Origin of the sequence: Bacillus sp. KICET-1 (assembly GCF_027721405.1) — a bacterium.
Lineage (GTDB): Bacteria > Bacillota > Bacilli > Bacillales > Bacillaceae > Bacillus > Bacillus velezensis.
This window is the reverse complement of sequence record NZ_CP113515.1, coordinates 1,220,491-1,245,526: the sequence shown is the minus strand read 5'-3', so window position 1 is coordinate 1,245,526 and position 25,036 is coordinate 1,220,491. Positions and strand designations below refer to the sequence as shown.

The 25,036-nt window shown below is 46.2% G+C and carries 29 protein-coding genes; 13 read left to right on the top strand and 16 right to left on the bottom strand.

Annotated elements, in window-relative coordinates; genetic code table 11:
- The first annotated feature begins 236 nt into the window (after positions 1-236).
- The gene (locus OVA33_RS06385; RefSeq protein WP_017418708.1) at positions 237-1,382 is read left to right on the top strand and encodes a response regulator aspartate phosphatase; all 1,146 of its coding nucleotides are present in this window, start codon (positions 237-239) and stop codon (positions 1,380-1,382) included.
- Positions 1,366-1,485 (top strand): PhrC/PhrF family phosphatase-inhibitory pheromone, encoded by a 120-nt coding sequence (locus tag OVA33_RS06380; protein WP_017418707.1) that lies wholly within the window; start codon positions 1,366-1,368, stop codon positions 1,483-1,485. Before OVA33_RS06385 ends, OVA33_RS06380 begins: the two co-directional genes overlap by 17 nt.
- 122 nt (positions 1,486-1,607) lie before the next feature.
- On the opposite strand, the gene speB is transcribed toward OVA33_RS06380, so the two are convergent.
- Positions 1,608-2,480 (bottom strand): agmatinase, encoded by an 873-nt coding sequence (gene speB / locus OVA33_RS06375; RefSeq protein WP_003151054.1) that lies wholly within the window; start codon positions 2,478-2,480, stop codon positions 1,608-1,610.
- A 59-nt stretch (positions 2,481-2,539) separates the two neighbouring features.
- Positions 2,540-3,370: a spermidine synthase gene (speE, locus tag OVA33_RS06370; protein WP_003151052.1), complete on the bottom strand. Its 831-nt coding sequence runs from the start codon at positions 3,368-3,370 to the stop codon at positions 2,540-2,542.
- A 199-nt stretch (positions 3,371-3,569) separates the two neighbouring features.
- Between speE and OVA33_RS06365 the strand changes: the two genes are divergently transcribed.
- Positions 3,570-5,642, top strand: a complete 2,073-nt coding sequence (locus OVA33_RS06365) for a transglycosylase domain-containing protein (RefSeq protein WP_106067806.1) — start codon at positions 3,570-3,572, stop codon at positions 5,640-5,642.
- A 24-nt stretch (positions 5,643-5,666) separates the two neighbouring features.
- Here the strand turns inward: OVA33_RS06365 and OVA33_RS06360 are convergent, their stop codons facing one another.
- The 3 genes from OVA33_RS06360 to OVA33_RS06350 form a co-directional block, all read right to left on the bottom strand.
- The gene (locus tag OVA33_RS06360; protein ID WP_017418704.1) at positions 5,667-6,098 is read right to left on the bottom strand and encodes a hypothetical protein; all 432 of its coding nucleotides are present in this window, start codon (positions 6,096-6,098) and stop codon (positions 5,667-5,669) included.
- A gap of 143 nt (positions 6,099-6,241) precedes the next feature.
- Positions 6,242-6,760: a YwhD family protein gene (locus OVA33_RS06355; protein ID WP_015387555.1), complete on the bottom strand. Its 519-nt coding sequence runs from the start codon at positions 6,758-6,760 to the stop codon at positions 6,242-6,244.
- A 12-nt stretch (positions 6,761-6,772) separates the two neighbouring features.
- Positions 6,773-7,432 carry a site-2 protease family protein gene (locus OVA33_RS06350; protein WP_060562415.1) on the bottom strand — a complete coding sequence of 220 codons (660 nt, stop codon included), beginning with the start codon at positions 7,430-7,432 and terminating at the stop codon, positions 6,773-6,775.
- Between the two features lie 105 nt (positions 7,433-7,537).
- Here OVA33_RS06350 and OVA33_RS06345 point away from each other — a divergent pair, with 105 nt between their 5' ends.
- On the top strand, positions 7,538-7,726 hold the full coding sequence (locus OVA33_RS06345; protein ID WP_003151042.1) for a 2-hydroxymuconate tautomerase: 189 nt from the start codon (positions 7,538-7,540) through the stop codon (positions 7,724-7,726).
- Positions 7,727-7,763: 37 nt separating this feature from the next.
- Here the strand turns inward: OVA33_RS06345 and OVA33_RS06340 are convergent, their stop codons facing one another.
- Positions 7,764-8,183, bottom strand: coding sequence for a MarR family winged helix-turn-helix transcriptional regulator (locus OVA33_RS06340; protein WP_007407650.1), 420 nt, complete (start codon positions 8,181-8,183; stop codon positions 7,764-7,766).
- Positions 8,184-8,551: 368 nt separating this feature from the next.
- Between OVA33_RS06340 and OVA33_RS06335 the strand changes: the two genes are divergently transcribed.
- Positions 8,552-9,946 carry an amino acid permease gene (locus tag OVA33_RS06335; protein ID WP_050496158.1) on the top strand — a complete coding sequence of 465 codons (1,395 nt, stop codon included), beginning with the start codon at positions 8,552-8,554 and terminating at the stop codon, positions 9,944-9,946.
- 64 nt (positions 9,947-10,010) lie between these two features.
- On the opposite strand, the gene OVA33_RS06330 is transcribed toward OVA33_RS06335, so the two are convergent.
- From OVA33_RS06330 to OVA33_RS06320, 3 genes are all read right to left on the bottom strand, one after another.
- Positions 10,011-10,511 (bottom strand): YwgA family protein, encoded by a 501-nt coding sequence (locus OVA33_RS06330; protein ID WP_007407653.1) that lies wholly within the window; start codon positions 10,509-10,511, stop codon positions 10,011-10,013.
- 39 nt (positions 10,512-10,550) lie between these two features.
- Complete coding sequence (locus OVA33_RS06325) at positions 10,551-11,852, bottom strand: HD domain-containing protein (RefSeq protein ID WP_003151035.1); 1,302 nt, start codon at positions 11,850-11,852, stop codon at positions 10,551-10,553.
- A 160-nt stretch (positions 11,853-12,012) separates the two neighbouring features.
- Positions 12,013-12,237, bottom strand: a complete 225-nt coding sequence (locus OVA33_RS06320) for a YuzB family protein (protein ID WP_003151034.1) — start codon at positions 12,235-12,237, stop codon at positions 12,013-12,015.
- Positions 12,238-12,439: 202 nt separating this feature from the next.
- Here OVA33_RS06320 and OVA33_RS06315 point away from each other — a divergent pair, with 202 nt between their 5' ends.
- The 5 genes from OVA33_RS06315 (at position 12,440) to OVA33_RS06295 (ending at position 16,311) form a co-directional block, all read left to right on the top strand.
- Entirely contained in the window at positions 12,440-13,213 is a 774-nt protein-coding gene (locus OVA33_RS06315; protein WP_012118695.1) for an RsfA family transcriptional regulator, read from the top strand.
- A gap of 260 nt (positions 13,214-13,473) precedes the next feature.
- A complete protein-coding gene (locus tag OVA33_RS06310; RefSeq protein WP_026092292.1) occupies positions 13,474-13,788 on the top strand; it encodes a PadR family transcriptional regulator in 315 nt (104 codons plus the stop codon).
- Positions 13,789-14,343, top strand: coding sequence for an HAAS signaling domain-containing protein (locus OVA33_RS06305; RefSeq protein ID WP_017418702.1), 555 nt, complete (start codon positions 13,789-13,791; stop codon positions 14,341-14,343). It abuts the gene before it with no gap.
- 97 nt (positions 14,344-14,440) lie between these two features.
- Positions 14,441-15,361, top strand: a complete 921-nt coding sequence (locus OVA33_RS06300; protein ID WP_017418700.1) for an ATP-binding cassette domain-containing protein — start codon at positions 14,441-14,443, stop codon at positions 15,359-15,361.
- Positions 15,358-16,311, top strand: coding sequence for an ABC transporter permease (locus OVA33_RS06295; protein WP_025649389.1), 954 nt, complete (start codon positions 15,358-15,360; stop codon positions 16,309-16,311). The genes OVA33_RS06300 and OVA33_RS06295 overlap by 4 nt, the downstream gene beginning before the upstream one ends.
- On the opposite strand, the gene OVA33_RS06290 is transcribed toward OVA33_RS06295, so the two are convergent.
- From OVA33_RS06290 to OVA33_RS06265, 6 genes are all read right to left on the bottom strand, one after another.
- Complete coding sequence (locus OVA33_RS06290) at positions 16,301-17,137, bottom strand: hypothetical protein (RefSeq protein ID WP_025649390.1); 837 nt, start codon at positions 17,135-17,137, stop codon at positions 16,301-16,303. The two genes, OVA33_RS06295 and OVA33_RS06290, sit on opposite strands and share 11 nt — an antisense overlap.
- Positions 17,128-17,925 carry a hypothetical protein gene (locus OVA33_RS06285; protein WP_025649391.1) on the bottom strand — a complete coding sequence of 266 codons (798 nt, stop codon included), beginning with the start codon at positions 17,923-17,925 and terminating at the stop codon, positions 17,128-17,130. Before OVA33_RS06285 ends, OVA33_RS06290 begins: the two co-directional genes overlap by 10 nt.
- Positions 17,894-18,817, bottom strand: coding sequence for a DUF6895 family protein (locus OVA33_RS06280; protein WP_017418697.1), 924 nt, complete (start codon positions 18,815-18,817; stop codon positions 17,894-17,896). The genes OVA33_RS06285 and OVA33_RS06280 overlap by 32 nt, the downstream gene beginning before the upstream one ends.
- Positions 18,818-18,865: 48 nt before the next feature.
- The gene (locus tag OVA33_RS06275; RefSeq protein ID WP_003151018.1) at positions 18,866-19,045 is read right to left on the bottom strand and encodes a hypothetical protein; all 180 of its coding nucleotides are present in this window, start codon (positions 19,043-19,045) and stop codon (positions 18,866-18,868) included.
- Positions 19,046-19,197: 152 nt separating this feature from the next.
- Positions 19,198-20,061: an octanoyl-[GcvH]:protein N-octanoyltransferase gene (locus OVA33_RS06270; protein ID WP_063636520.1), complete on the bottom strand. Its 864-nt coding sequence runs from the start codon at positions 20,059-20,061 to the stop codon at positions 19,198-19,200.
- A gap of 46 nt (positions 20,062-20,107) precedes the next feature.
- A complete protein-coding gene (locus tag OVA33_RS06265; RefSeq protein WP_007407666.1) occupies positions 20,108-21,007 on the bottom strand; it encodes a cysJI operon transcriptional regulator CysL in 900 nt (299 codons plus the stop codon).
- A gap of 115 nt (positions 21,008-21,122) precedes the next feature.
- Between OVA33_RS06265 and OVA33_RS06260 the strand changes: the two genes are divergently transcribed.
- Positions 21,123-22,100, top strand: a complete 978-nt coding sequence (locus tag OVA33_RS06260; protein WP_063636521.1) for a YeiH family protein — start codon at positions 21,123-21,125, stop codon at positions 22,098-22,100.
- A 36-nt stretch (positions 22,101-22,136) separates the two neighbouring features.
- On the opposite strand, the gene pta is transcribed toward OVA33_RS06260, so the two are convergent.
- Positions 22,137-23,108 carry a phosphate acetyltransferase gene (pta, locus tag OVA33_RS06255; RefSeq protein WP_003151012.1) on the bottom strand — a complete coding sequence of 324 codons (972 nt, stop codon included), beginning with the start codon at positions 23,106-23,108 and terminating at the stop codon, positions 22,137-22,139.
- A 262-nt stretch (positions 23,109-23,370) separates the two neighbouring features.
- Here pta and hemQ point away from each other — a divergent pair, with 262 nt between their 5' ends.
- Complete coding sequence (gene hemQ / locus OVA33_RS06250) at positions 23,371-24,135, top strand: hydrogen peroxide-dependent heme synthase (protein WP_017418694.1); 765 nt, start codon at positions 23,371-23,373, stop codon at positions 24,133-24,135.
- A gap of 119 nt (positions 24,136-24,254) precedes the next feature.
- On the top strand, positions 24,255-25,034 hold the full coding sequence (locus tag OVA33_RS06245) for an NADPH-dependent reductase BacG (protein WP_025649393.1): 780 nt from the start codon (positions 24,255-24,257) through the stop codon (positions 25,032-25,034).
- The last annotated feature ends 2 nt before the right edge of the window (positions 25,035-25,036 follow it).

Below are 25,036 nucleotides of genomic sequence, written 5' to 3'. Positions count from 1 at the left end.
GAAAAAGTTCAACCGCTTCCTCCTATCTTACCATCTTTGCTGATTGGTTTTGAAGATAAACATGATTTTTAAGGAAAATGAAAAAACCGGAAATCCCGGGCTGCGGGAAAAATGCGGTTCCTTCGGCGGACGGCTTTGTCAAAGGGGAAAAGTTTGCGGTATTTTTGCGCTATCCTTCCGAATGAAAATGATAAAATATGTCATATACATAACGTGGAAGGGAGGGATTCGGAATAGTGGCGAGTGTTTTATCGTCTTCAGCGGTTGGAGAAAAAATCAACGAATGGTATATGTACATTCGAAGGTTCAGCATCCCGGACGCCGAGTACTTGCGGAGAGAAATCAAAGAAGAGCTTGCAGGCCTGGAAGAAGATCAGGATCTTCATCTGTACTATTCTCTCATGGAATTCCGCCACAATCTGATGCTCGAATACCTCGAACCGCTGGAATCGCAGCGGATAGAAGAACAGCCGAGACTATCGGATCTGCTCGCGGATATTGATAAAAAGCAGGCCCGGCTGACCGGACGGCTTGATTATTATTTTAATTTTTTCCGGGGGATGTATGAGCTGGAATGCCGTGAATATCTTTCAGCGATTCAGTTTTTTAAGAAAGCTGAAAGCAAACTGACGTACGTTAAAGATCATATAGAAAAAGCTGAATTTTACTTTAAAATGTCAGAAGTCTATTATTATATGAAACAAACTTATGTATCGATGGATTATGCGCGGCAGGCTTATTTAATTTATAAAGATGAAAAAAAATACAATATTAGATTAACCCAGTGCCATTCTTTATTTGGGGCTAATTATCTTGATGTAAAGCAATACGATCACGCGATTTCCCACTTTCAAAAGGCATATACGATGGCTGAATTGGAGCAGCAGCCGCAATTAATGGGGAGAACACTTTTTAACATCGCTTTATGCCATAATAATCAAAACAATAAAGTCGAGGCTATTCCCCATTTAAAAGAAGCCATAGCTGTTTTTGAAAAAGCTCAAATGAGCCATTCACTTCCGCAGCCCTACTTCTTACTTACACAGATTTATTTTAAGTTAGAAAATATAGATAATGCGTACGATTATCATAAAAAAGGTATCTCAATATGTAAGGAAATAGATGATATAATTTACGAGGAAAAATTTAAATTTTTGGAATATTTATATATGCCGGATCCAAGAGATACATTAATAAACGATTGTCTGCATTTTCTTGAAAGTAAACTGATGTATGCTGATATTGAGGAATTAGCCCTTGATGTAGCTAAATATTATTACACAAAAGAAGAATATAAAAAAGCTTCTGTCTACTTTTTAAAAGTTGAAGAAGCCAGACAGCAGATCGAAGGAGGAGTGAATTTATATGAAATTGAAGTATAAATTACTTATAGTCTGTTTTGCTGTGAGTACGATATTAGTATCAGCAGGGATAATGAATAGCTTAACTCCTCATTATTATGTTTCTGAACGCGCCATGATTTGAATTTATTATGAAAGATTTCATTTTAGGTTTGCGGGGACAATCCCCTCGAGTGTTTTAATATCTATTACAAAAAACCCGGAACAAAGGCTGCTTCTGCCCTGTTATTCCGGGTTTTCTTCTTTCTATTTCACAAACCCAAGCAGCATTTCACGGATCATCTTGCTTGCCGTGTTTGCGGTTTGTTCTGAGTGGTCATAGACCGGTGCCACTTCTACGAGGTCGGCGCCTTTTACGCTGACCTCTGAGCGCGCGATTTCATGGATGGACGCGAGCAATTCTTTAGACGTGATGCCTCCCGCGTCAACCGTGCCCGTTCCCGGCGCATGAGCGGGGTCAAGAACGTCGATATCGATCGTGACATAAACCGGGCGTCCCGCAAGCTGCGGCAGCACTTTTTTCAACGGCTCAAGCACTTCAAACTTAGAAATGTGCATGCCGTTTTCTTTCGCCCATTCAAATTCTTCCTTCATTCCGGAGCGGATGCCGAATGAAAATACGTTTTGCGGCCCGATGAGCTCGGCCGCTTTGCGGATCGGAGTAGAGTGGGAAAGCGGTTCGCCTTCATAATCCGTGCGCAGGTCGGTGTGCGCGTCAAAATGAATGATGGCAAGGTCCGGAAACTTCTTATACATGGCTTTTATGACAGGCCATGATACAAGGTGCTCCCCTCCCATGCCGAGCGGGAACTTGCCTTTTTCTAAGATGCCGTCCACGTATTCTTCAATCATATCAAGGCTTCTTTGCGGATTGCCGAACGGAAGCGGAATGTCTCCGGCGTCAAAGAAATTCAAATCAGCCAAGTCACGGTCGAGGTACGGGCTGTATTCTTCAAGACCGATAGACACCTCGCGGATTCTCCCCGGGCCGAACCGTGAACCCGGACGGTAGCTGACCGTCCAATCCATCGGCATGCCGTAAAGGATGGCGTCCGCCTCTTTCCAGTCGGGGCGGCTCGCGATAAATACTTTTCCTGAATAAGCTTCATCAAATCTCATCAATAATACCCTCGCTTTCCTGTAAAAAAGCGCAAGATTCGCTCCTGCGCCGTACGTTTTTATTTGATTAAGTCGCTCACAAATTTCGGAAGAACAAATGCCGCTTTGTGAAGCTCTTTCGTGTAATATTTCGTGTCGATGTCAAAGAAACGGCTGTCCTCCACTTCAAGCGGATCGTACTTTTTAGAACCGATCGTAAATGTCCACAGGCCGCTCGGGTACGTCGGGATATTAGCCGTATACAGACGGGTGATCGGGAAGATTTCTTTCACGTCACGCTGTACGTTTGTAATCAGTTCCGGTGTAAACCACGGGTTGTCCGTCTGCGCGACGAAGATGCCGTCTTCTTTTAACGCCTTGGAAATTCCGGCATAGAAGCCTTTTGAGAACAAATTGACGGCCGGTCCGACCGGTTCTGTTGAATCAACCATGATGACGTCATACTCATTTTCTGATTTCGCGATGTGCATGAAACCGTCATCGACTCTCACGTCGACGCGCGGATCATCAAGCTTGCCCGCAATGGACGGAAGGAATTTTTTAGAGTATTCAATAACCTTGCCGTCAATGTCGACAAGCGTTGCTTTTTTTACGCTTGGGTGCTTCAGAATCTCTCTGATGACACCGCCGTCTCCGCCGCCGACAACGAGAACGTTTTCCGGATTCGGGTGCGTAAATAACGGGACGTGCGCAACCATTTCATGATAGACGAATTCGTCTTTTTCAGAAGTCATGACCATTCCGTCTAAGAACAGCATGTTGCCGAATTCTTCTGTCTCCACCATTTCCAGATGCTGAAATTCCGTCTGTTCCGTATGTAATGTTTGTTTCACCTTTAATGTAATGCCGAAATTCTTCGTCTGCTTCTCCGTATACCAAAGCTCGCTCAATTGTCATCTCCCTTTCAAGGCTTATTTCATTTATTGTAAGCGTCTGTATCGCTTTTATTCCGGTTAAAATCTCATTTTCACCTAAGGAAAAAGTATAGAGGATGGAGGGGAAAAAGTAAAGAAGTGTCCGGTTGGATATGTTTAAAAAACCCCCTTTTTTCACATAATAATAGAATCATGAAAAAGGGGGTTCCCAAAAGTGGATAAAGTATCTGGAAAACAGCTCAGAATCACGCTCAAAATCATCCGCGCCTGCATCTTTCTGACACTGATCGGCGGAATGCTGGCCGGCGTCTGCTTCACATCCGTTCTTCTTGCAGCGAAATGGCAGGGCGCCCCCTCCGTCCGGGTTCCTCAGTCTACGATTCTTTATGCAAATGACGGCTCAAAGCTAGGTGAGACCGATTTCGGGGAAAAGCGCTACTGGGTCCGGTTAAAAGATATCAATCCGATAGCAGTGCAGGCCGCGATTGCGGTGGAGGATCAAAACTTTTACAATCACCACGGTTTTGATTACCGGCGGATGGCCGCCGCCGCGCTGGCTGACATAAAGGCAATGGCCAAGGTTCAGGGCGCCAGCACCATCACCCAGCAATACGCGAGAAATCTCTACCTTGAGCATGATAAAACATGGAAACGAAAATGGAACGAAGCATTTTACACGATCCGCCTTGAACAGAACTATTCTAAAAACGAGATTTTAGAAGGTTATGTAAATACGATATATTACGGCCACGGCGCATACGGAATTGAAGCCGCCTCCCGCCTGTATTTCGGCAAACACGCCAAAGATCTGAACGATGCGGAAGCCGTGCTTTTGGCGGGCATACCGAAAGGCCCGTCCGGCTATTCGCCATATGTCAGCGAAAAGAAGGCCAAACAGCGCCAGGAAACCATTCTCCGTCTGATGGCCGGACAAAAAATGATCTCAAAAGAAAAGGCGGAAAGGCTTAAGAAAACGCCGCTTGCCTATCAGCCGCTGAAAAACAGAACCGCAGCGAAAACGGCGCCTTATTTTTACGACGATGCGATGAAAGAACTCGAGAAAAAGCTCGGCATGACGCGTGAACAGCTCGCAACGAGCGGGTTGCGTGTTTATACAACGCTTGATAAGCGCATGCAGCGGATCGCGGAAAACACTGTGGCACATACGATCCGTACCGGCTCTGACATTCAGGTCGGCTTTTCCGCGATTGATCCGGCAACAGGGCGCGTGCTTGCGCTTCTCGGCGGACGTGACTACGAAAAAAGCCCGTTTGACCGGGCGACACAGGCGAAACGGCAGCCGGCTTCCACGATCAAGCCGCTTTTGTACTACAAAGCGATTCAAAGCGGCTTTACACCGGTCACGCTGATGAAAAGCGAAGCCACTGAGTTCCAGATTGACGAAAACGGAGATACCTATTCTCCAAGCAATTACAACGGCTACTACGCCAATAAACCGATTACGCTGCTTCAGGCGCTTGCGTTATCAGACAACATCTATGCCGTGAAGACCCATCTCTTTCTCGGCATGAATAAGCTCGTGTCGGCGGCAAAGGAATTCGGCATCAGCGAACATTTAAAGCCCCTTCCGTCTCTGGCACTCGGAACTGAACCCGTGCGCCCGATTGAGATGGTTAATGCCTATGCGATGCTCGCAAACGGGGGAAAACAAATCTCCCCTTCCTTTATCACAAAAGTGACGGATACCGCCGGCAACGTCTTGTATGAACAGCCGCGCGGACATCAGCAGACGCTTGATAAAAAAGCCGCTTTTGTGACGGCGAGCATGATGACGGGCATGTTTGATCAGGATTTAAACGGCTATACTTCCGTCACGGGACGCACCATTTCTGACCGGCTGACCCGAACCTATGGCGGTAAATCAGGCACGACCAGCGCAGACAGCTGGATGATCGGCTTTAATCCCGCTCTTGCCGCCGGTGTGTGGACAGGCTATGACAAAAGCAGCACGATTGATTCAGTAGAAGAAAAAAGCTATGCGAAGACGATTTGGGCGGACTTTATGGAGAAGGCGCTCGAAGGAGAACCGGAAATAGCGCTTAAACCGCCGAAGGGCGTCACGGGCGTCTATATCGATCCCGCTTCCGGCTACACTTCCGGACCCGGATGCGCCGCAAAGCATTATACGTATTTCATCGCAGGCACAGAGCCCGCGGATGTGTGCTACGGACCGGAACCGTCTAAAAAAGAAAAGGAACACGTCCCCGCCCGTAAAGAAGCTCCGCGCAAAAAGTGGTGGGATAAGTGGCTCGGCAAAAAAGACTGAGCCCGGTGCATTGCGCGCCGGGCTTTACTCCGCGTCTTCCTCAAGCACCCATGGGAGCAAGAGTGAAAAGTCGAGATGGATAATAGGGTCAGGAAAACCCTTCGGTATAAAAAATGTTGTACTCGCCAATGAAAACGAAAAGCGGATATCTCCCGCCCTCTCGATATGAAACTTTGGCCAGCCTTCCCTAAGCCTGCCGACAATCGGATAGCTGCCCGCATAATGATGCAGGCCGTTTTCCTTTCCATGCTCCCCCAAATCGTGACAGACAGCCGGACGAATCCCAAACTGCCTAAACAATCTTGTTTTCTCGGCGGGAAGGAGATTCACCGCCTCGGAAAAGTTCCGGCAGCTCCCGCAATCGCAGGGATCAGCCCATGATTTTTCATATTGTTTTCTCGTTTCCGCCGTATCTGCTTCAATGACCCAAGGCCCGATGTCAAAGACGGTGAACATGATGAAACCTCCGCGTAAACATGAAAAACCCCGAGTCTTGGTTCGGCTCGGGACTTTCCATGTCCTGATTCTGTATCAACAGTTTACTCAGTACAATTGCGAAATAGTGCAAATATTTATAAAGTTCACAAAAAGTTCACAAATTATTTTTCGCCCGGAAGCAGACCCGTTTTCAATTCATCGGATGAACGTTCCCAGAGCCCTTGGTCATGCTTCTGCAGAAATTCAGCAAGCACCTGCTTTGAGCTGGCGTCCATTTTGTCCACGATAATGCGGCGCTTCATTGATTTATCCATTAAATTCACATGCTCCGGCAATGACTTATAGCCTCTGCGGATACTTCTGTCCACGGTCATTTCACAAGCCGTCACACCCGCGTAATAAGGGCCTTCTTCTTTTCTGTCGATGGTGACCCACACGAGCCAGTACGGTTTTCCGTTCGGCACTTCATCTTTGTTCGGCAGGAATTTGATGCCTTTTTCAACGACACTGCGGGCATGCATTGCGCCGATGTCAACGAAAGCTTCCTTCTCTTCCACATCGACAAATACCGGAGAAATATTGTCAAGGCTCAGCGACCCGGCGCCGAAACCGCCATGTCCGTCGGTCGGATCACTTTTAATAATATTAAATCCGATTGTTTTCTTCTTTTTTTCTTCCATGAAAATACCCTCCTACAAAAGCGGTTGAAATATAATGGCAAATACCTTAAGAATCCAGTCTCTCCCCTCGCTTAACAGCGGCCACACGACATAGGAGCCGACCGGTGTTACAAACAGCACGAGAAACACGATAATCCCGTAGCTCTCAAACTGAGTCATTTTGGCGCGCACCCGCGGCGGCACGAGATCCTCAATAATCCGGTAGCCGTCAAGCGGAGGAAGCGGCAGCAGGTTGAATAAACACAGCGCGAGATTCAGCTGAATCCAAATAGAGAAAAAGCGGTCAAGCCCCATGCTGAATGCAGAAAGCAGCTCCATTCCGTAAGCATGCATCAACACTAGCAAAAAGAAACCGATAAAGGCAAGAAACAGGTTGCTTACGGGCCCGGCGACGGAAACCAGCACTCCCGCCAGCCGCGGTCTTTTAAAGGCGCGGCGGTTCACCGGCACCGGACGGGCCCAGCCGAAACCCGCGACCAAAATTAGAATCGTTCCGAAAACATCAAGATGTTTAATCGGATTGAGCGTTAATCTGCCCTGTCTCGCCGCGGTATCGTCTCCGAACCGATACGCGACATACGCGTGCGCCAGTTCATGCATCGTAAATGCCACGATCAGCGTAATCACGACATAGGGCATAAGCTCCAGCGGATAATATAAAAATCTGTCCAAATGTAAAAATCCCCTTTTTTAAAAAATGCAAGATTGTCCTTCATTCAGTATACTATAAGTGACCTCTCTTCCAAAGAGAGGAAACGATAAAGGAGGATCAGCACCATGCCGCTCGTAACCGTTAAAATGCTTGAAGGCCGCACAGATGAACAAAAACGGAATCTGGTTGAAAAAGTGACAGAAGCCGTAAAAGAAACGACAGGCGCAGCCGAAGAAAAGATCATTGTCATGATTGAAGAAATGAGAAAGGATCATTACGCCGTCGCCGGCAAACGGATCAGCGATACGGAGTAATCCTTGATAACTGCCGGCGCTGCTATGTCAGGCCGGCTTATTTCATTACTTTTTCAACGAGGCTGAAAAAGGTGTTCTTTTCTTCCTCTGTCAATGCTTCGAACAGCTCGTCAATGAGCATCTGCCGGTTTTCAATCATTTGCATGGCCGCCATTTTTCCCGATTCGGAAAGCGTCATCCATACCGTGCGCCGGTCTTCGTTATTTCTCGACCTTTCCACGAAACCTTCTTTTTCTAAATGATTCAGAGCGGTTGTCGTGGCTGAAGGCGATAATGTGACTTCCTGCAATATATCTTTAATCGTGCACGTGCCGTGCCGGTAAATAATCCTGAGAATAAATCCTCTGATATTGTTTATACTCTTCGGAATTGTCGCCTCATCAAGCTTTTTCGTGCTCTTTAAATATTTCGTGAGCGCGTAATCCAGTACATTTGCTTGCAATATATCGTGCTCCATGCAGAAACTCCCCATTTCAAGATGCATCCATCATCATTTGATTGTTTTTTATTACATTTTACTGATACCTCGCGGGGAAAGTCAAAATTTCGGCCGGAAAGCCCGCAACTTTTATCCTGCCCTATACAGACTATTATCTCCTACTTTTTCACCCATCCCTTTTATGCAATGCTGGTTTTATAGACATGATTCAGGTAAAATCATTAAGGGTGACTGCGTTTGACAGAAAGGATAATCTGATCGGATGCGGCAGACAATATGACTGGAAAAGAAACGGAACAGACGGGGAAACAGAACACAGGATTGTCGATTACACAGAATGTGACACGGGTAAAAGCCAAAGAGTCCCTCTTGGCTTTTGCTTTTGGATGGAGGGATGCGTGTTGCGGAATATCCTACAAAAAAAAGACATCACCCAGCTGCTTGAACAAAGCAGAAACAGGCAGACTGCCAAAACGATGGGTGGATTTGATTTAACATTACTGGGCATCGGCGCCGTCATCGGGACGGGCGTCATGGTTCTTACAGGCATTACGGCCGCGAAAAACGCCGGACCTTCCGTAATCTTTTCTTTTATCATTGCAGCCGTTGTCTGCAGCCTTGCAGCATTATGTTACGCCGAAATCGCTTCTGTTCTCCCGGTTTACGGAAGCGCCTATATTTACTCTTATACCACCATGGGAGAAATTGTCGGCCATTTAATGGGCTGGACGCTCTTATCCGTTTATATGGTGACGGCGTCGGCGGTGGCAAGCGGCTGGTCAAGTTATTTTAATAATCTGTTAGCCGAAATCGGCATGCCTTTGCCGGACAGTCTGCTGCACGTGCCGAGCCAGGGGGGCATCGTCAACCTTCCTGCCATCATCATTACTCTATTAATTGCCGTCGTTCTGTCACGCGGCTCCAAGGAGAGCAAAACCTTTAATAATGTAATGGTTCTCGTAAAAATCGGAATTGTTTTGCTGTTTATCATCACAGGAAGCTTTTTTGTAAAGCCGGGCAATTGGCATCCTTTTATGCCTTTTGGAATCAAAGGCGTCATTACAGGGGCTTCTGCCGTCTTTTTTGCGTTTCTCGGGTTTGACGCGATTTCCGCTTCGGCTGAAGAAGTCAAAAAACCGCAGCGCAACCTGCCGATCGGTATTATCGGTTCACTGGTGATCTGTACATTGGTGTACGTCATCGTCTGTCTCGTCATGACGGGTATGGTTCCGTATTCACAGCTTAATGTGCCGGAAGCCATGTCTTATGTGCTGCAGACTGTCGGACAAAACGCGGTGGCGGGCGTTATCGCTGCCGGTGCGGTGATCGGACTGATGGCCGTCGTTCTCGCCCATACATATGCGGCGACCCGTATATCTTTTGCGATGGCAAGAGACGGAATGCTGCCGAAAGTCTTTACCATTGTCGGAAAGAAATCGGGAGCGCCGATCTTTAATACATGGCTGATCGGACTGATCAGCGCCTGCATCGCGGGTTTTGTTGATCTGAAAGAGCTGTCGGATCTCTCAAACATCGGCGCGCTATTGACATTTGCCATGGTCAGTCTGTCCGTGCTGATTCTGCGCCGCACCCATAAGGATCTGCCGCGGGGATTTAAAGTGCCTTTTGTACCAGTACTGCCGATTTTGGCCATTATCTGCTGTTTGTTTTTAATGGTCAATCTGCCGCTGAAAACGTGGCTTTATTTTGCCGTCTGGCTGATCATCGGCGTCATCGTTTACTTTTTATATTCGTACAAGCACAGCAAATTGAGACAATAAACAAAACCAGGCCCGCTTTATCGCGGCCTGGTTTTTTCATCAAAAAAGACGAAAGCCATCGCCTTTAACAAATATGTTTCAGCTCTTCTATGTAGTGAAGCGCCTCATCATATTCTTCATCTGTATATTTCTGTTTGCTTTTTATCGTAAACACTTTCTCTTTCTTTTCCTCAGCTTCAAGGCCGTCAAAATACAAAATCGTAGACACCAGCTCCAGAAACCGGGATGAGCGGCTGTTGACGCTGTCGATGTACTTCTTCATATCCGGCATCGTAAGCTCCGCATGATGTAAAAACTCGGCTCCCGTCTCCGTCAGCGAGTACCGGTATTGAAAGTAGCCGCCCTTTTTTTCCTTCACCTCATCCAGAAACCCAAGATTGCACAGCTCTTCAATTCGAAGCGTCAGTTCTTCGGAATACGGGCCGTAAAAATGAAAATCATATTTTTCGTAGAAAGGATACTGCATTTTCTTCGCGATATAAATGATTTTCTGCAGCTTTTTCCGCCCGATGATTTCTCCAGAATCCGAGAACACCTTCATCAGTTTTGCATGTTCTTTCAACAAATTCCCGACATCTCCTTTTCCTTCTTTACCAAAATCCTTCTATGTCAGTCCCAGCAGCTGCCGGATTTTTAATTTTGCTTCAGGGTTTTCTGAATCGTCACAAATGAGGTCCATCGGATAGTAGAGCTTATGGTCCGTCCGGCGTTTGCCCGAAATGGATTCGACAATGGCGGACTGCCTGGACAGCTCTTTGATCTGGCCGTTCTGCGTTAACAGGTGAATCGGCAGACGCTCCTCCTCTTCACCCGGCCGGTAAAAATCATACGGCAGATCCGATGAAGAATCGACCACTAAATAATAATTGGGATCAATTCCCGCCTCTTTAAACAGAGCGGTCAGTTCAAAATAAGCCGACATTTCCTCATTGGGGTTAAATTCGGCATATTGAAACAGCTGGCGGTTAATGAAGCGGCGGCACAAGTCGGACAGAATCGGGTCCTCTTCTTCCTCCCAAGCCTGGAAATAATATAAAATGATGGCTTCATCAAGCTTCAGATAATCCGCAAGCGTCAGCTTCCCTTCAAAAATGGAATAAAAATGAACGGGAGCATGCGTGAATATATACCCTTCTTCATGGAGCTGCTTCGCACGGTGGAGAATTTTCGTCAAAATGACTTCAGCGCTTCTCGTCACTGGATGAAAATACACCTGCCAGTACATTTGATAGCGGCTCATAATATAGTCTTCGACGGCGTGCATGCCGCTTTGCTTAATGACGATCTGGTCCTCTCGCGGACGCATCACCCTTAAAATCCGTTCCATATCAAAATGTCCGTAGCTGACGCCCGTATAGTATGCGTCCCGCTGAAGGTAATCCATCCTGTCGGCGTCAATCTGGCTCGAAATCAGGCTGACCACCTGCTTGTTTTTGTATGTTTTGGCAATGACTTCAGCAACATCCTGCGGAAATCCCGGTCCCGCCTTTCTGAGAACCTGATTCACCTCGGTGTCGCCGAGAATGATTTCCCTCGTATAGTCTTCATGATCCAGATGAAAAACCTTTTCAAAGGAATGCGAAAACGGCCCATGTCCCAAATCGTGCAAAAGCGCGGCGCTGAGACAGAGTTCGCGTTCATTGTCATCCCATTCAGGACGCCCTTTAAAAACATCATCAACCATTCGTCTGACAATCTCATAGACGCCGAGAGAATGGTTAAAACGGCTGTGTTCCGCGCCGTGAAACGTCAAATACGTCGTACCGAGCTGTTTGATCCGGCGCAGCCGCTGAAATTCACGGGTGCCGATCAAATCCCAGATCAGCTTGTCCCGCACATGAACATAGCGGTGAACGGGATCTTTAAACACTTTTTCTTCTGATAATTTTCCGTTTGGATACGCCATCGTCATTCCCTCTTTTTTTTAGCCGTGATTCTATTATATCGGCTCTGTAATTTGAAAACATCCTTGAATTTGTCCGGCGTTTTGTTCCAGTTTTCCGTCATTGATTTTTTGAAGCAAAAAAGCCTGACCCATCGGGCGAGGCTGTCATAAAAATACACATTTACTTTTTGATCTTCTTTTTCACTTTCTCAATCAGCTCGTCCTCAGTCGGCGCCGACAGCGGGCGGTTGTTTACGAAAGCAAACGATTTTTTGCGTCCGGGCCCGCAATATGACTGACATCCGACCTCCACTTTTGCATCCGGGTCAGCTTCTTTCAAACGCGGCAGCAAAGTCTTAATATTGGTGGCCTGGCAATCATCACACACTCGGAATTCATTAGCCATGATGTACGCTTCCCTTCATTCAATGTTCCTCTATGTTAAATCTTAATTTTAAAAACGAAAAAAATCACATCACATCTCATTGTACAAGGATTCATCTTATCCTGCAAGGCTCTGCGTATCTCTCATTCTTTCAGCCAATTTGTATAAATATTTTCCAATCTGGACATTCTAATACCATCAAAGATATTGGGGGTTGAGAACATTGACAAAACAAAGACAGGACGCCTGGTCGGAGGAAAATGACCTGCTGCTTGCGGAAACCGTGCTCCGTCACGTTCGGGAAGGAAGCACGCAGCTGAATGCCTTTGAAGAGGTAGGCGATAAATTAAACAGAACGTCGGCAGCGTGCGGATTCAGGTGGAATGCTGTCGTCCGCCATCAATATGAAAAAGCGCTTCAGCTTGCCAAAAAACAGCGGAAACAGCGGATGCGCGCGCTCGGAAACGGCCAGCCGGCCAAGAAGAAACTATTATACCAGCCGCCTGCACCGGATGCGGACATCATGCAGGAAACCGCAGCCGAAGAGACGGTTCAAACGGAAGCGCCAAAAGAAGATCGGCAAGCCGTCATGTCCGGCGAACATATGCCTTATGTCGATGAAAGCTTCAAGGAAGAGTTAGCTAGTTTATCACATTTGCTGGCGCCTCAGCAGCCGAGCCAAAAGGCGGAGCTCACAATGGCAGACGTCATTCAATTTCTGCAGAGCTATGAAGGCAGCGGAAAGCAAACTTCCGCCCTGCAAATGGAAAATGACCGTTTAAAACGGGAAAACCAAGAACTTCAGTCTAAAACCGAGCAGCTGGAAGCGGCCGTCGAAAAGCTTGAAAAAGATCAAAAAACCATTCAGGAAGACTACGAAACCTTGGTGAAAATTATGAACAGAGCCAGAAAACTAGTTTTATTTGAAGACGACGAGCATGCCTCTCCGTCCTTTAAAATGGACCGGAACGGCAATTTAGAAAAAATGGCCGAATAACGGAAAAACCCCTTTCCTTGTCATGGAAAAAGGGGTTTTTGCCATTTGTCAATGACGCGCATCCTGATCTATATTAATGTAAACATTGTTCAGGAGGCCTTCTTCCCGCAAGGGCTGCGCATCTCGGTCCCCGCCCGCACATAAGCATAAAGATTCAATTCCTCATCCCAAATGGTTCTTGGGAATTATTGATCGATTAGCTACTGTGCAATACACTGTATAGAGAATACAATTATTAGATATGATGGGAATGATAGTAAATGAGTAGCCAATTACGAAAAGGAGCGTTGGAACTTTGTGTGTTGTCCCTGCTTCTTTATGAAGATTTATATGGTTATGAATTAATCAAGATCATAAGTGAAACGTTCCCTGTATCGGAGGGCACCATCTACCCCATATTACGAAGACTCACAAAAAATAACTGCCTAAAAACGTATACAGCAGCTTCCGATCAAGGCCCATCACGCAAATATTACAAAGTAACAGAAGAAGGCGCCTTTTATCATCAAACATTAAAATCGGAATGGCTTGACCTGTCCGAAAAAGTGAACAGCATCATTAAGGAGGGAAAATGAATGTGTAAAGACCAATATTTAAAACATCTCCGGCGGGAAATAAAAGATCTGCCGGAACTTGAGCAAAAAGAGATACTCGCCGATATCGGCGAAATATTCCAAATGGGCGGCGCTGAAGGAAAAAGCGATGAACAAATCGCCGGCAATTTAGGAAACCCCAAAACACTTGCGCGCGCCTTAAAAGCGGATATTTTCATCAATGATGCCGAGGAGCAGAAAACATGGCGCTCCTTTTTCAAAGCATTCGGCCTGATGCTGGGTATGGGCATGTTCAACTTCATGTTTATGCTGACACCGTTTCTTTTTGCCTCTGTTGCGGTGTTAAGTTTGATGGCGATCGGCCTGATGCTGATGACCGGATCATTCTTTCTCCTTGTAAAAGTGCCGATTGTAACAGCCATTTTTAACGGATGTATGGTTCTTGGAGCGGGTATGGCGGTGTTTATGGCCGGATTTGATCTTTCGAAACTGATATTCCGCATCTTTTTGCGCTATTTCAAATGGAATGTCAGCGTTGTAAGGAGGGAAACCATTGAATCGAAAAATGTGGTATAGCATTGCTCTCATTTTAATCGTTGCCGGCCTGATCGGAAGCATGTTCTTCGGTTTTGACGGCTTTTACCCTAAATCATAAGGAAGGTGTGCAAATATCATGACTGAACCAGCCCTGATATTAAAAGATGTCTCTAAAACAATCAATCATACCCCTATTGTACAGTCAATTTCTTTCGATGTAAGAAAAGGCGAGATATTCGGCCTTTTAGGGCCGAACGGCTCAGGAAAAACCACTATTTTCAGAATGATCGTACAGCTTATTAAAAAAACAGAAGGAGCCATTTCATTCAGAGGCAGACCGGACAGCGACTTTGAATATTTTATGAGACATATCGGGGTTATCATTGAAGGCCCGGATATGTATCCGAATATGACCGCTTTGCAAAACCTGAAATATTTCACCAGACTGCGGAGCACCTCGCTGAAAACGGATGACCTTATGAATACCCTTGCAAAAGTCGGACTAGATCAGGCTGCCCGCAAAAAAGTGAAACATTTCTCATTAGGCATGAAACAGCGCTTGGGGCTCGCTTATTCTCTTCTTCACAATCCCGGGTTATTAATTCTGGATGAACCGATGAACGGCCTCGATCCTAAAGGTATGAAAGAATTGCGCACCATTCTTTCTGATTTAGCGAAGCAAGGGGTTTCTATTTTATTATCAAGCCATTTATTGTCGGAAATGGAAGAGATTTGCGATAGGGTTGCCTACATTAAAAAGGGACGGATTTTAGGAATTGAAGACATGAAGAACAGACATAATCTTGGTCAGAAAAAGCTGTTTACCGTCACGGTCGATCATCCGGCAAGGGCGAAAGAAATATTAGAGCGGGAAGGTATTCTTCAAGTACAGCAAAAAGACAGCCGCGTCATTGAATTGGAAGCGGAAGAAGATACCATCCCGTATGTCATTAAATCTTTGGCAGAGAAAGAGATTCTGATTTCCCGCGTTTCTGCAAGAACTTTGTCATTGGAAGAGAAATACATGATGATTACAGATCAGGAGGACGCGGTATGAGCATATTTCATCTGGCGCAGAACGAATTCATAAAAATAACCCGAAAAAAAGGCACACTTTTATCTCTTTTCTTCCTGTTTCTCATCGTTTTGCTGGCCGGCCTTATTATGAATCATGAGTTAGATGCTTCCTCGGATAACAATTGGAAAGAACGGCTTCTCGCCGAAAAAAAGCAGGAAGAAATTGATAAACCGGCTGAAACGACAGGCGTTTATTATTCTGCTGATGTTAAGAATAAAGACTATTATTTGGAGCATAACATCAACCCTTATGAATGGAACGGCTGGAGGTTTTTCGGCACGGTTACTTCAAACGGGCTTGAGATTTTCGTAAGCTTAACCGCGATTTTAACCGTCAGCGGGGTTGTTTCTAAAGAGTTTGCCCTTGGGACGATTAAGTTTATCGCTACAAGCCCGAATCGAAGATGGCGGATTTTAACATCGAAATTTCTGGCCTCCCTTCTGTTTACCGGTATGATTTACTTATTTTACTGTGTGAGCTGTTTGCTGATCGGCGGCGTGTTATTCGGTTTTTCCAATGCTTCATATCCGCTCGTCTATACTCATTTAAATGACAGTCTGTATACCATCAGTTCAATCAAAGCATCCGGAATCATTCTGCTTTTGCGTTTCATATCAATTATAAGCATTGTCACCATTGCGTTCACTTTGTCAGTATTGTGCAAAAGCCAGGCGCTCTCCCTCTGCTTATCGATTTTACTGCTGTTTGCCGGCAGTATATTGGGCGGAACTGATTTGCTTGCCCAATATACGTGGTATAAATTTACGCTCTTTCCGCATTTAAACCTCGTTGCTTATGTAAATAAAAGCGCGGGTGATGCGATTTCAACGTTAAACATCCCCTATTCCGTGACGGTTATAGCGATCTACTTTCTTATTTGTTTATTGATTTCTTTTTCCGTCTTTCAAAAGAGAGACATTACAGCATAGACAGAGAGGCGGCGGCATAATGAGCGGACGGCAGGAAATACTGACGGTCCAGCAATTTGCCGCTGACCGCCCCTTGGTCCATCGCTAATGGATTCAAATAACCGAAGCTCCCGCTGCTTCGCTGCTGAAAGCGTAGAAATTCCCGCCCTTCCCGTATAAAAAGCGCCTCATCGAATCGGAGAAATTTCATAATGGCTGTGTATTTTGCAACGGCGTCAATGTGATACTTTCTGCACTCGGCTAACATTAAACCTGAAAAAGCAAAGTCTGATGTTTTGTACCATTCCGTGAGAAAAGGCTGCAATTCTTTCATTTGCAAATAAGTGACGGCATAAAGGGCATCCGCCTGTTCTTCCTGGATGCCGCCCGGTGCCATGAGCAAATCGGCCTCACGTTTCATTACGGTTTCTAAGAACACGATCAGTTCTTCCGGAGTCATCGCCCCAAAATAAGCCCCTAACACCATGAGGATCATAGAGGAAGGCTCTGATTTCAGTTCCTCTTGTAAACCGCGGACCATTTGTTCAAGTCCGTTATGAAAAAAGATGCTTTTTGCGGCATCCATCCTGCGGTATATATGATACGCATACGCGAACAGGACCGGATGGCATTCGTGCGTTTTTTCTCCAAAATAACGGTCTAAGAATAGAATGACTTCTTCTGTATCCTTTCTTTTTTCAAAGTGATGACATGCCGCTAAACCGCAAAACAGGTGCATGAGATCATCTGCTTCCATTTCTTCCGGCTGCAGCTGAATGTTCTTCCAAAAACCCAGCAGCCATTCTTCTGTTTTTTTTATATTAAAATGTTCCTTGACTATCCGCATGTTCCACACTCCAGATTCAGAATCTCAATCGCCGGCAGAAGAGCCGGAGCACAATGAATGGATGGATTCTCGTTATTTATATGATGAAGAGCCGCTTGACAGCCATAAAAAAATGGATCGATACACGATTGGATAAATAACATATTGCACAGCTGTTTCATTTTTCGGCTGCCGAGACAAAACACAAGCCATTTTTGAATGGACGCCTTCAAGCCGGGATGAAGCAGATGCTCTCCCTCATTCAAATGAAGAAGACAGTACTCGACAAACTCCAGCTCGTTTTCAGCTGTTCTTTTCCATGCGTCATGGAGCAAAGGCTGAAACATCGAATTCTTGTAAAAGCGCACTTTTTCATGGTCAGTTGACATTCCCAGCTCGCTCAGCAAACCAGCGAATTCGGCGTATTTAAAATAAGGCCATTCTTTTTTTATAAGATAGCCGTTTTGCAATCCGTGACGTATGACCTGATCATCCGAATCCATTCCCTGCTTCTTTTTATAAGCTTTTGCCGTTAAATAGATATGAATCAACTCATTGACAATGGCCGTGTTACAGTGAAACAGATCTTCCCAGCATGACTTATCAACGAAAGCGGAGGCAATCCTTTCAGTATGTTCTTTTACAGCGGAAGAATGGCTCGTCTTCCTGTAGTATTTGCAGAAGCCGGCAAACAGCTGAATGCTCTTTTGATCCGGAAGCGATTGTTCAGCAAAAGATAATAAAAATTGATCCGCCTCTTCAGCTAATCTGTTCAAGCTAATCGTTCCTTTCTGCTCTAAGACAGGCATGCGCGGCACCCGCGGCGACAAGTGTTGTATGATAGCAATGTTTGAATATATCTTCTCTTCGCTGTTCACCTTTCAAACCGGGTTTATGTTGATAGGTGATGCTCGGGATATTCCCCTCTTTCATTCGGCCCTGATAGATTTTATTCCAGGCTGCTTCATAGAGCGGTTTATGGTTGTCCTTATCCATGTCGATATGTAAAAAAGAGCTGCACATCAATAATTCACTAGTAATATCTAAATTCTCAAGACAGATATAGATCCCGAGAAATTTCAGGACCTTTTCTTTTAAGGACGGCAGATGATACTCTTTATCCGTAAGCGAAGAACATCCCATGTCTGTTATATAAAAAATCGTATGAGTGATGCTGTACGCATCATGATCCGTCATATATGTATTTGGGATATCCTGACCAGCTGCTGTGTAGTGATATAAGTCAGAAAAATCCGTTATTTCCGAGGTTACGCCTGCTCTTTGCAGACTGTACTTCAGATCCATTTTCCGAAAGGGAATTTTAGCAAGGCTGCAATCAAAACGCGCTGCCGTGAATTTTTCCAGCTCCCATATCACCGAAGCCCGTGACGGATGATCAGTCAAGGTAAGAAATTCACCCGCAATAGCCAATCCGGCGAGACCGTCCGGATCAAAATGAATAAATTCTTCAAGCTGATCATTACGGAGCCTTTCTGTAATAAACTCCGTTAAAACAGCAACTTCCTTATCATCTGCCTGATTTCTGATCAGGTAATTGGTAAGAAAAATGAGTTCTATAAATGTTTTAAGGCGCCACCTGAAATCATTCGCTACTTTATGATTCATATCAAAGTAATGGATATTTTCAACAATCCATGACAGTGCTCCCCGCTTAATTTCTCTTATATACTCTTGTGTCATACTCTCACCGCCTCGTCTCAGATGTGTAGGCTCCAAACAGTGATTATCCTACTTTTGAGCGGCTAAATCAGAGAAATTCAAATTCGGGTTTTGATTGTCTTCTTGGCTCGGCACTACAAGCACCCAGCCGCTCCAAGCGAAAGAATTGCCTGATTGTTCCGCATCTCCGGCTAACAAATGCGTCGGGATCGTGATTCTTTTTTCTTCTTTTATTTTTTTAAAGTTCATATCTCCATCTCCTTCAGTTTATAGAATTATTTGGAACCTACATAAATATATTAATCAAATAAGGTATATAATGTAAACTAGTTTTCATACAACACTTCTTTTTTCACTATAACTAAATAGTATATAATTACCAAAAACAAAAAAGCCCGGACTTAGTCCAAGCTTTCCTGCGTGCCGAACACCTTCTCATTCCGTTCCAGCATTCGGGTCAGATTTTTTTCAAATACCATTTCCTCTTCCGGCGATAATCCGGCTGCATACAGGCGTCCGCTGAGTTCCTTCAGTTCAGTCAAAAGCATCAGCATTAAGTCTTGCACGGTAATGTCCGTTAGCAGCAATTCGCTTAATGAAGCCATCGTTTCGGGCCGGATATCGGGATATACGCCTTTTGTATCGTTGCTTTTGTCTTTTAAAGCGGCTTGATAGAAACGTCTGATCAGATCGGCGCGTTCGCTTCCGCTTTTATCGGCGCAGAGATAAATCTGAACCGCGGTTCCGCCCCGCAGGCGCCTTTGTGAGATTCCCGCGAATTTTCGGCCGCCGATGCTGAGATCGTAGCTGCCCGGACAGTACGATCCTTTAATTTCATATGCTTCAATTTCAGCATTGTGCGGACGCAGCATCCGCCGCACCAGCTCTGTCATCGCCTCGTAGCCTCTGTCAATGTCGATGCCTTTTTTCTCATCTTCAAAAATAAGCGAGATATTCAATACGCCTTCATCGAGAACGACCGCTAGGCCTCCTGAATTGCGGACAATGACACGGTAGCCTTCGTCCTCCAGCAATTTCACGCCGTCCTCTAAAAACGGCAGGCGTGTGTCCTGAATGCCGAGCACGATCGTCCGGTGGTGCACCCAAGAGCGTGCCGTCGCAGGCGATTCCCCTTTGCCTACGGAGGCGCACAGCGTATCATCCATTGCGAATGACTGCTTCGCATCAAAATAAGGGCCGAGGCTGGATTGGTCAATGATTCTCCAGCTCGGCTGCATCAGTAAATCAATCGGTTGCTTTCCCATCTATATTAAATCCCTTTCGTCATAGGCTTTCCATGCATTTATTATATCACTCCGCTTGAGATGATTGAAATTGGCTTTTCAAAAGAGCGATGAAGATTTCTTTGTTTTTTGTGTTCTCCATAATGGAAGATTGGATGATAGACAGCTTCCGTTTTAAGGAGAATCCTTTTATCTCAAGCACGGAAATGCTGCCGTGAAGCAGATCCTTTTGCAGCACGCTTTTTGACAGAACGGAAAGACCCATTCCGCTGATCACGGCTTCTTTGACGCCCTGGTTGCTGCTGATCGTCATCATGGATTTCGGCCGCAGTCCGTTTGATTGAAGGACATGGTCTAAATATTCCCTCGTTCCCGAACCCTTCTCCCTTGTCACCCACGCTTGATTTTGCAATTCGGCAGCCGGGATGTTTTTTCTGCCGGCGAGCGGGTGTCCGTTCGGTGCGGCAATGCACAATTCATCCTCCATAAACGGCTGAATGTCGAGCTCGTTTTTCCCCGTATGCCCTTCAATTAATCCGATATCGGCTTGAAGCATCCGAACCGCTTCGCTGACCTCCTCCGTGTTTCCGATCATGACGTCCAGGTTCAGTTCGGGATACTCGTTATGAAGCTTTGCGAGAAGCGGCGGCAGAATATATTCGCCGATGGTAAAGCTCGCGGCGATTTTGAGCTTCCCTTTGACATAATGATGATGGGCGTAAATTTCGGATTTGGCCTGTTCGTACAAAAAGACCATCTGCTTGGCGCGCTGATAGAGAATGTCCCCCGTCGGTGTAGTCGTAAAGTGCTTCGGAGAGCGGTTCAGCAAGGCGGTTTGAAATTCTTTCTCCAGGTTTTTAATGTGAAGGCTGACGCTCGGCTGAGAAATCATCAGCTTCTGCGCCGCCTTTGTAAAGTTTTTTTCTTCCACGACGGCAATGAATGTTTTCAGTTCCCCATAATACAAAAAGCATCGCCCCTAATCATTATTTTTCCTAATCGTTTAGATCATATAAATATATTTTACTAATGATTAAGACCGCAGTAAAGTGGAGTTATCAAGATAATGGGAGGTGACTGAGATGAAGATGGTAAAAGGTGTTTCAGTTACCGCAGGAATTGCGTTTGCGGCTTTCTATGTCAGCCGCCTGCCGTTTTTGCATATGTTCGGAATGCTTGTCCTTGCCATGCTGATCGGCATGCTTTGGCGCGCCGTATTCGGACAGCGGGCGGCATTAGAGCCGGGGATCGCGTTCTCAAGCAAATACTTGCTGAAAGCAGGCATCATCCTGCTTGGTATGAGACTGAATCTGGCGGATATCTATCATGCGGGCTGGCACGTATTTGCAATTGCCGTCTGCTGTATGATGTTTGCGGGTGCCGTTGTATACGGACTGTCCCGGCTGTTCCGTATAGATCAGACACTCAGCACGCTGACAGCCTGCGGCACAGCGATCTGCGGAGCGGCTGCCATTGCCGCGATCGCGCCGCAGATCAGATCAAATGAAAATGCAGCCGCCATCAGCGCGGCCGCCGTTTCGTTATTAGGAACCGTTTTTACTGTTGTATATTCTCTTTCTTATCATGGATTGGGCTTTTCTCCTGCGGCTTACGGAGCCTTTTGCGGGGCAACGCTTCACGAGGTGGCGCATGCGGCGGCGGCCGGCAGCGCCGGAGGAAAAGCAGCCGTCGAGATGGCGGTGATCGTCAAACTGACCCGGGTCGCGCTGCTCGTCCCGGCCGCATTCATGCTCGGAATGCGGGCGCGCCGCAGCGGAAAGTCAAAGACGGCTTCTGCCGCTTCGCTCCCCATCCCTTGGTTTATCTTCGGATTTCTCGGAATGAGCGCCATCCATACATCAGGCGTTATTTCAGCTTCGTTTTCCGCGTTTCTTGTTCAAGTGTCTTATGTTTTAATCGGTATGGCGATGGCGGGTCTCGGTTTGAAAGTCCATATATCGGCGTTTCGTCATAGCGGCTGGCGGGCGCTCGCAGCAGGCTTGATCGGTTCTCTCTGTTTGTCCCTGTTCGGCTGGGCCGCAGTGACGTTCTTTCTATAAAAAAAGCCGGACCTCGTAAAGGCCGGCTTTTGCGGATTACAGCGCTTGAGCAGCCGTAATTAACGCAAGATTGTAGACGTCTTCCGCATTACATCCTCTGGAAAGATCGTTTACAGGCATATTCAATCCTTGCAGAATCGGTCCGACCGCTTCAAAGCCGCCTAAGCGCTGAGCGATTTTGTAGCCGATGTTTCCTGCTTCAAGGCTTGGGAATACAAATACATTCGCGTCTCCTTTAATGTCGGAGTCCGGCGCTTTTTTCTCCGCGACAGACGGCACAAATGCAGCGTCGAATTGGAATTCGCCGTCAAGCGTAAGCTCAGGCGCTTTTTCCTTCGCAATTTTCACGGCTTCAGCCACTTTGTCCGTCTCGTCTGATTTCGCCGATCCTTTTGTAGAGAAACTGAGCATGGCAACGCGCGGGTCAATGTCAAACATTTGAGCCGTATTGGCGCTTTCAATGGCGATTTCGGCAAGGTCCTGGCTGTCAGGAGCAATGTTGATCGCACAATCAGCGAACACATACTGCTCGTCACCGCGGGCCATGATGAAGACGCCTGATGTTTTTTTCACGCCTTCTTTTGTTTTAATGATTTGCAGTGCAGGGCGCACCGTATCGGCTGTAGAATGTGCAGCTCCGCTGACAAGTCCGTCTGCGAGACCTTTGTACACAAGCATCGTGCCGAAATAGTTTTCGTCCAGCAAAGCTTTGCGGGCCTGTTCTTCCGTCGCTTTGCCTTTGCGGCGTTCTACGAAAGCCTGAACGAGTTCTTCCATGCCTTCATATGTATGCGGGTCAAAAATGTCCACGCCGTCAAGCGTAAGATTTAATTCTTTCGCTTTTGCTTGAATGTCTTCTTTATTGCCGACCACGATCGGCTTTAATACCTTGTTGCCCGCCAAGTTGTTGACCGCAACCAGGATACGTTCGTCCAACCCTTCAGGAAATACGATTTTCACATCTTTTCCTGCGACTTTTTCTTGTACTTTTGTAAATAAATCTGCCACGATATTCCCTCCTCTATGTTGACAAAAAACGCTTACTTTTACAGCATACTCTTCTTCCAGCTAAATTCAAATAACCAACTTCTATTATAGCGCTTTCAAAAAGAAATCTTATTTTTCTAACTAATTTAATTGACGGTTTGTTTCACGGCTTAGTTTCTGACACAAGGCTTCGGATTATTCAAGGTTTCTCCACAGCCGAAACGGTTAAACTGTGATATAGTGAAGGCATCAATGTAATGAAAAGATATAGGAGTGAAGATACATGAGTGAGCAGCAAAAAACGAACGAAGCCGCCCAAACGCTTGACGGCTGGTACGCGCTTCACGATTTCCGCACAATGGACTGGACGTCATGGAAGATGTTATCCAGCGATGAGCGCCTGTCGATTATTCACGAATTTACGGGACTGCTTGAAAAATGGGGTGTCGCCGAAAAAGAAGGAAAAGGCTCGCAAACGATCTACAGCATCGTCGGACAGAAAGCTGATTTCATGCTGATGATTCTTCGCCCGACAATGGAAGAGCTGAACGAAATCGAGCTTGAATTTAACAAATCAAAGCTTGCTGAATTTACAATCCCGGCTTATTCTTACGTGTCCGTGGTTGAGCTGAGCAACTACCTGGCAAGCGGAGAAGGCGATCCGTATGAAAATCCGCATGTCCGCGCCCGCCTGTATCCTGAGCTGCCCGAAGCGAAATACGTCTGCTTCTATCCGATGGATAAAAGAAGAAGCGGCAATGACAACTGGTACATGCTTTCTATGGATGAACGCAGAAACCTGATGAGAAGCCACGGCTTGATCGGACGGAGCTATGCCGGCAAAGTCAAACAGATTATCACGGGATCTGTCGGTTTTGACGATTACGAATGGGGCGTCACGCTCTTCAGCGATGATGTGCTTCAGTTCAAAAAGCTTGTTTATGAAATGCGCTTTGATGAAGTCAGCGCGCGCTACGGCGAATTCGGTTCATTTTTTGTCGGAAACCGCTTGTCTCTCGACACGCTTCCGAAGTTTTTGCACGTGTAACACCCACCCGCCTGTCCGGCGGGTTTTTTCTTTGTCAGAATTTAAATAAAATTTGCTATTTTTATCATTTTTTTTTACGATGTAAAGGAGATTCCATTTTGGTAAAGGGGTGCAGACAGTTGTCAAAACGAACCGCATTTATTATGGGAGCCAGTCAGGGGATCGGCAAAGCGATCGCTCTGAAACTGGCGGACAATGGCTTTCATACCGTCATTAATTCACGAGTTCCCGAAAATATCGAATCGGTAAAAGAAGAGATCCTCGCCAAACATCCGGATGCGGGCGTCACCGTTCTGGCCGGCGATATGTCGGACCAGAAGGCGAGAGCCGGCATTTTTGAAGAGATCAGATCACAATGCGGACGGCTTGATGTATTGATCAACAACATTCCGGGCGGCTCGCCGGATACCTTTGAAAACTGCGATATAGAGGATATGACAAATACCTTTACGAATAAAACGATCGCCTATATCGACTCTATGAAAACGGCCGCAGCAATCATGAAACAGCACGAATTCGGCAGAATCATTAATATCGTCGGAAACCTATGGAAAGAACCCGGCGCCAATATGTTTACCAACAGCATGATGAACGCCGCTTTAATTAATGCCAGCAAAAACATCGCCATTCAGCTTGCGCCTTTTCACATTACTGTCAACTGTCTGAATCCCGGGTTTATCGCCACAGACCGTTATCACCAATTCGTGAAGAATGTCATGAAGCAAAACGGCATTTCTAAAGCGGAAGCGGAAGAACGGATTGCCTCAGGCGTCCCGATGAAGCGTGTCGGAACTGCGGAAGAAACCGCGGCGCTGGCTGCCTTTCTTGCCTCTGAAGAAGCCTCCTATATTACCGGACAGCAAGTATCAGCCGACGGCGGCAGCATGAAAAGCATATAATA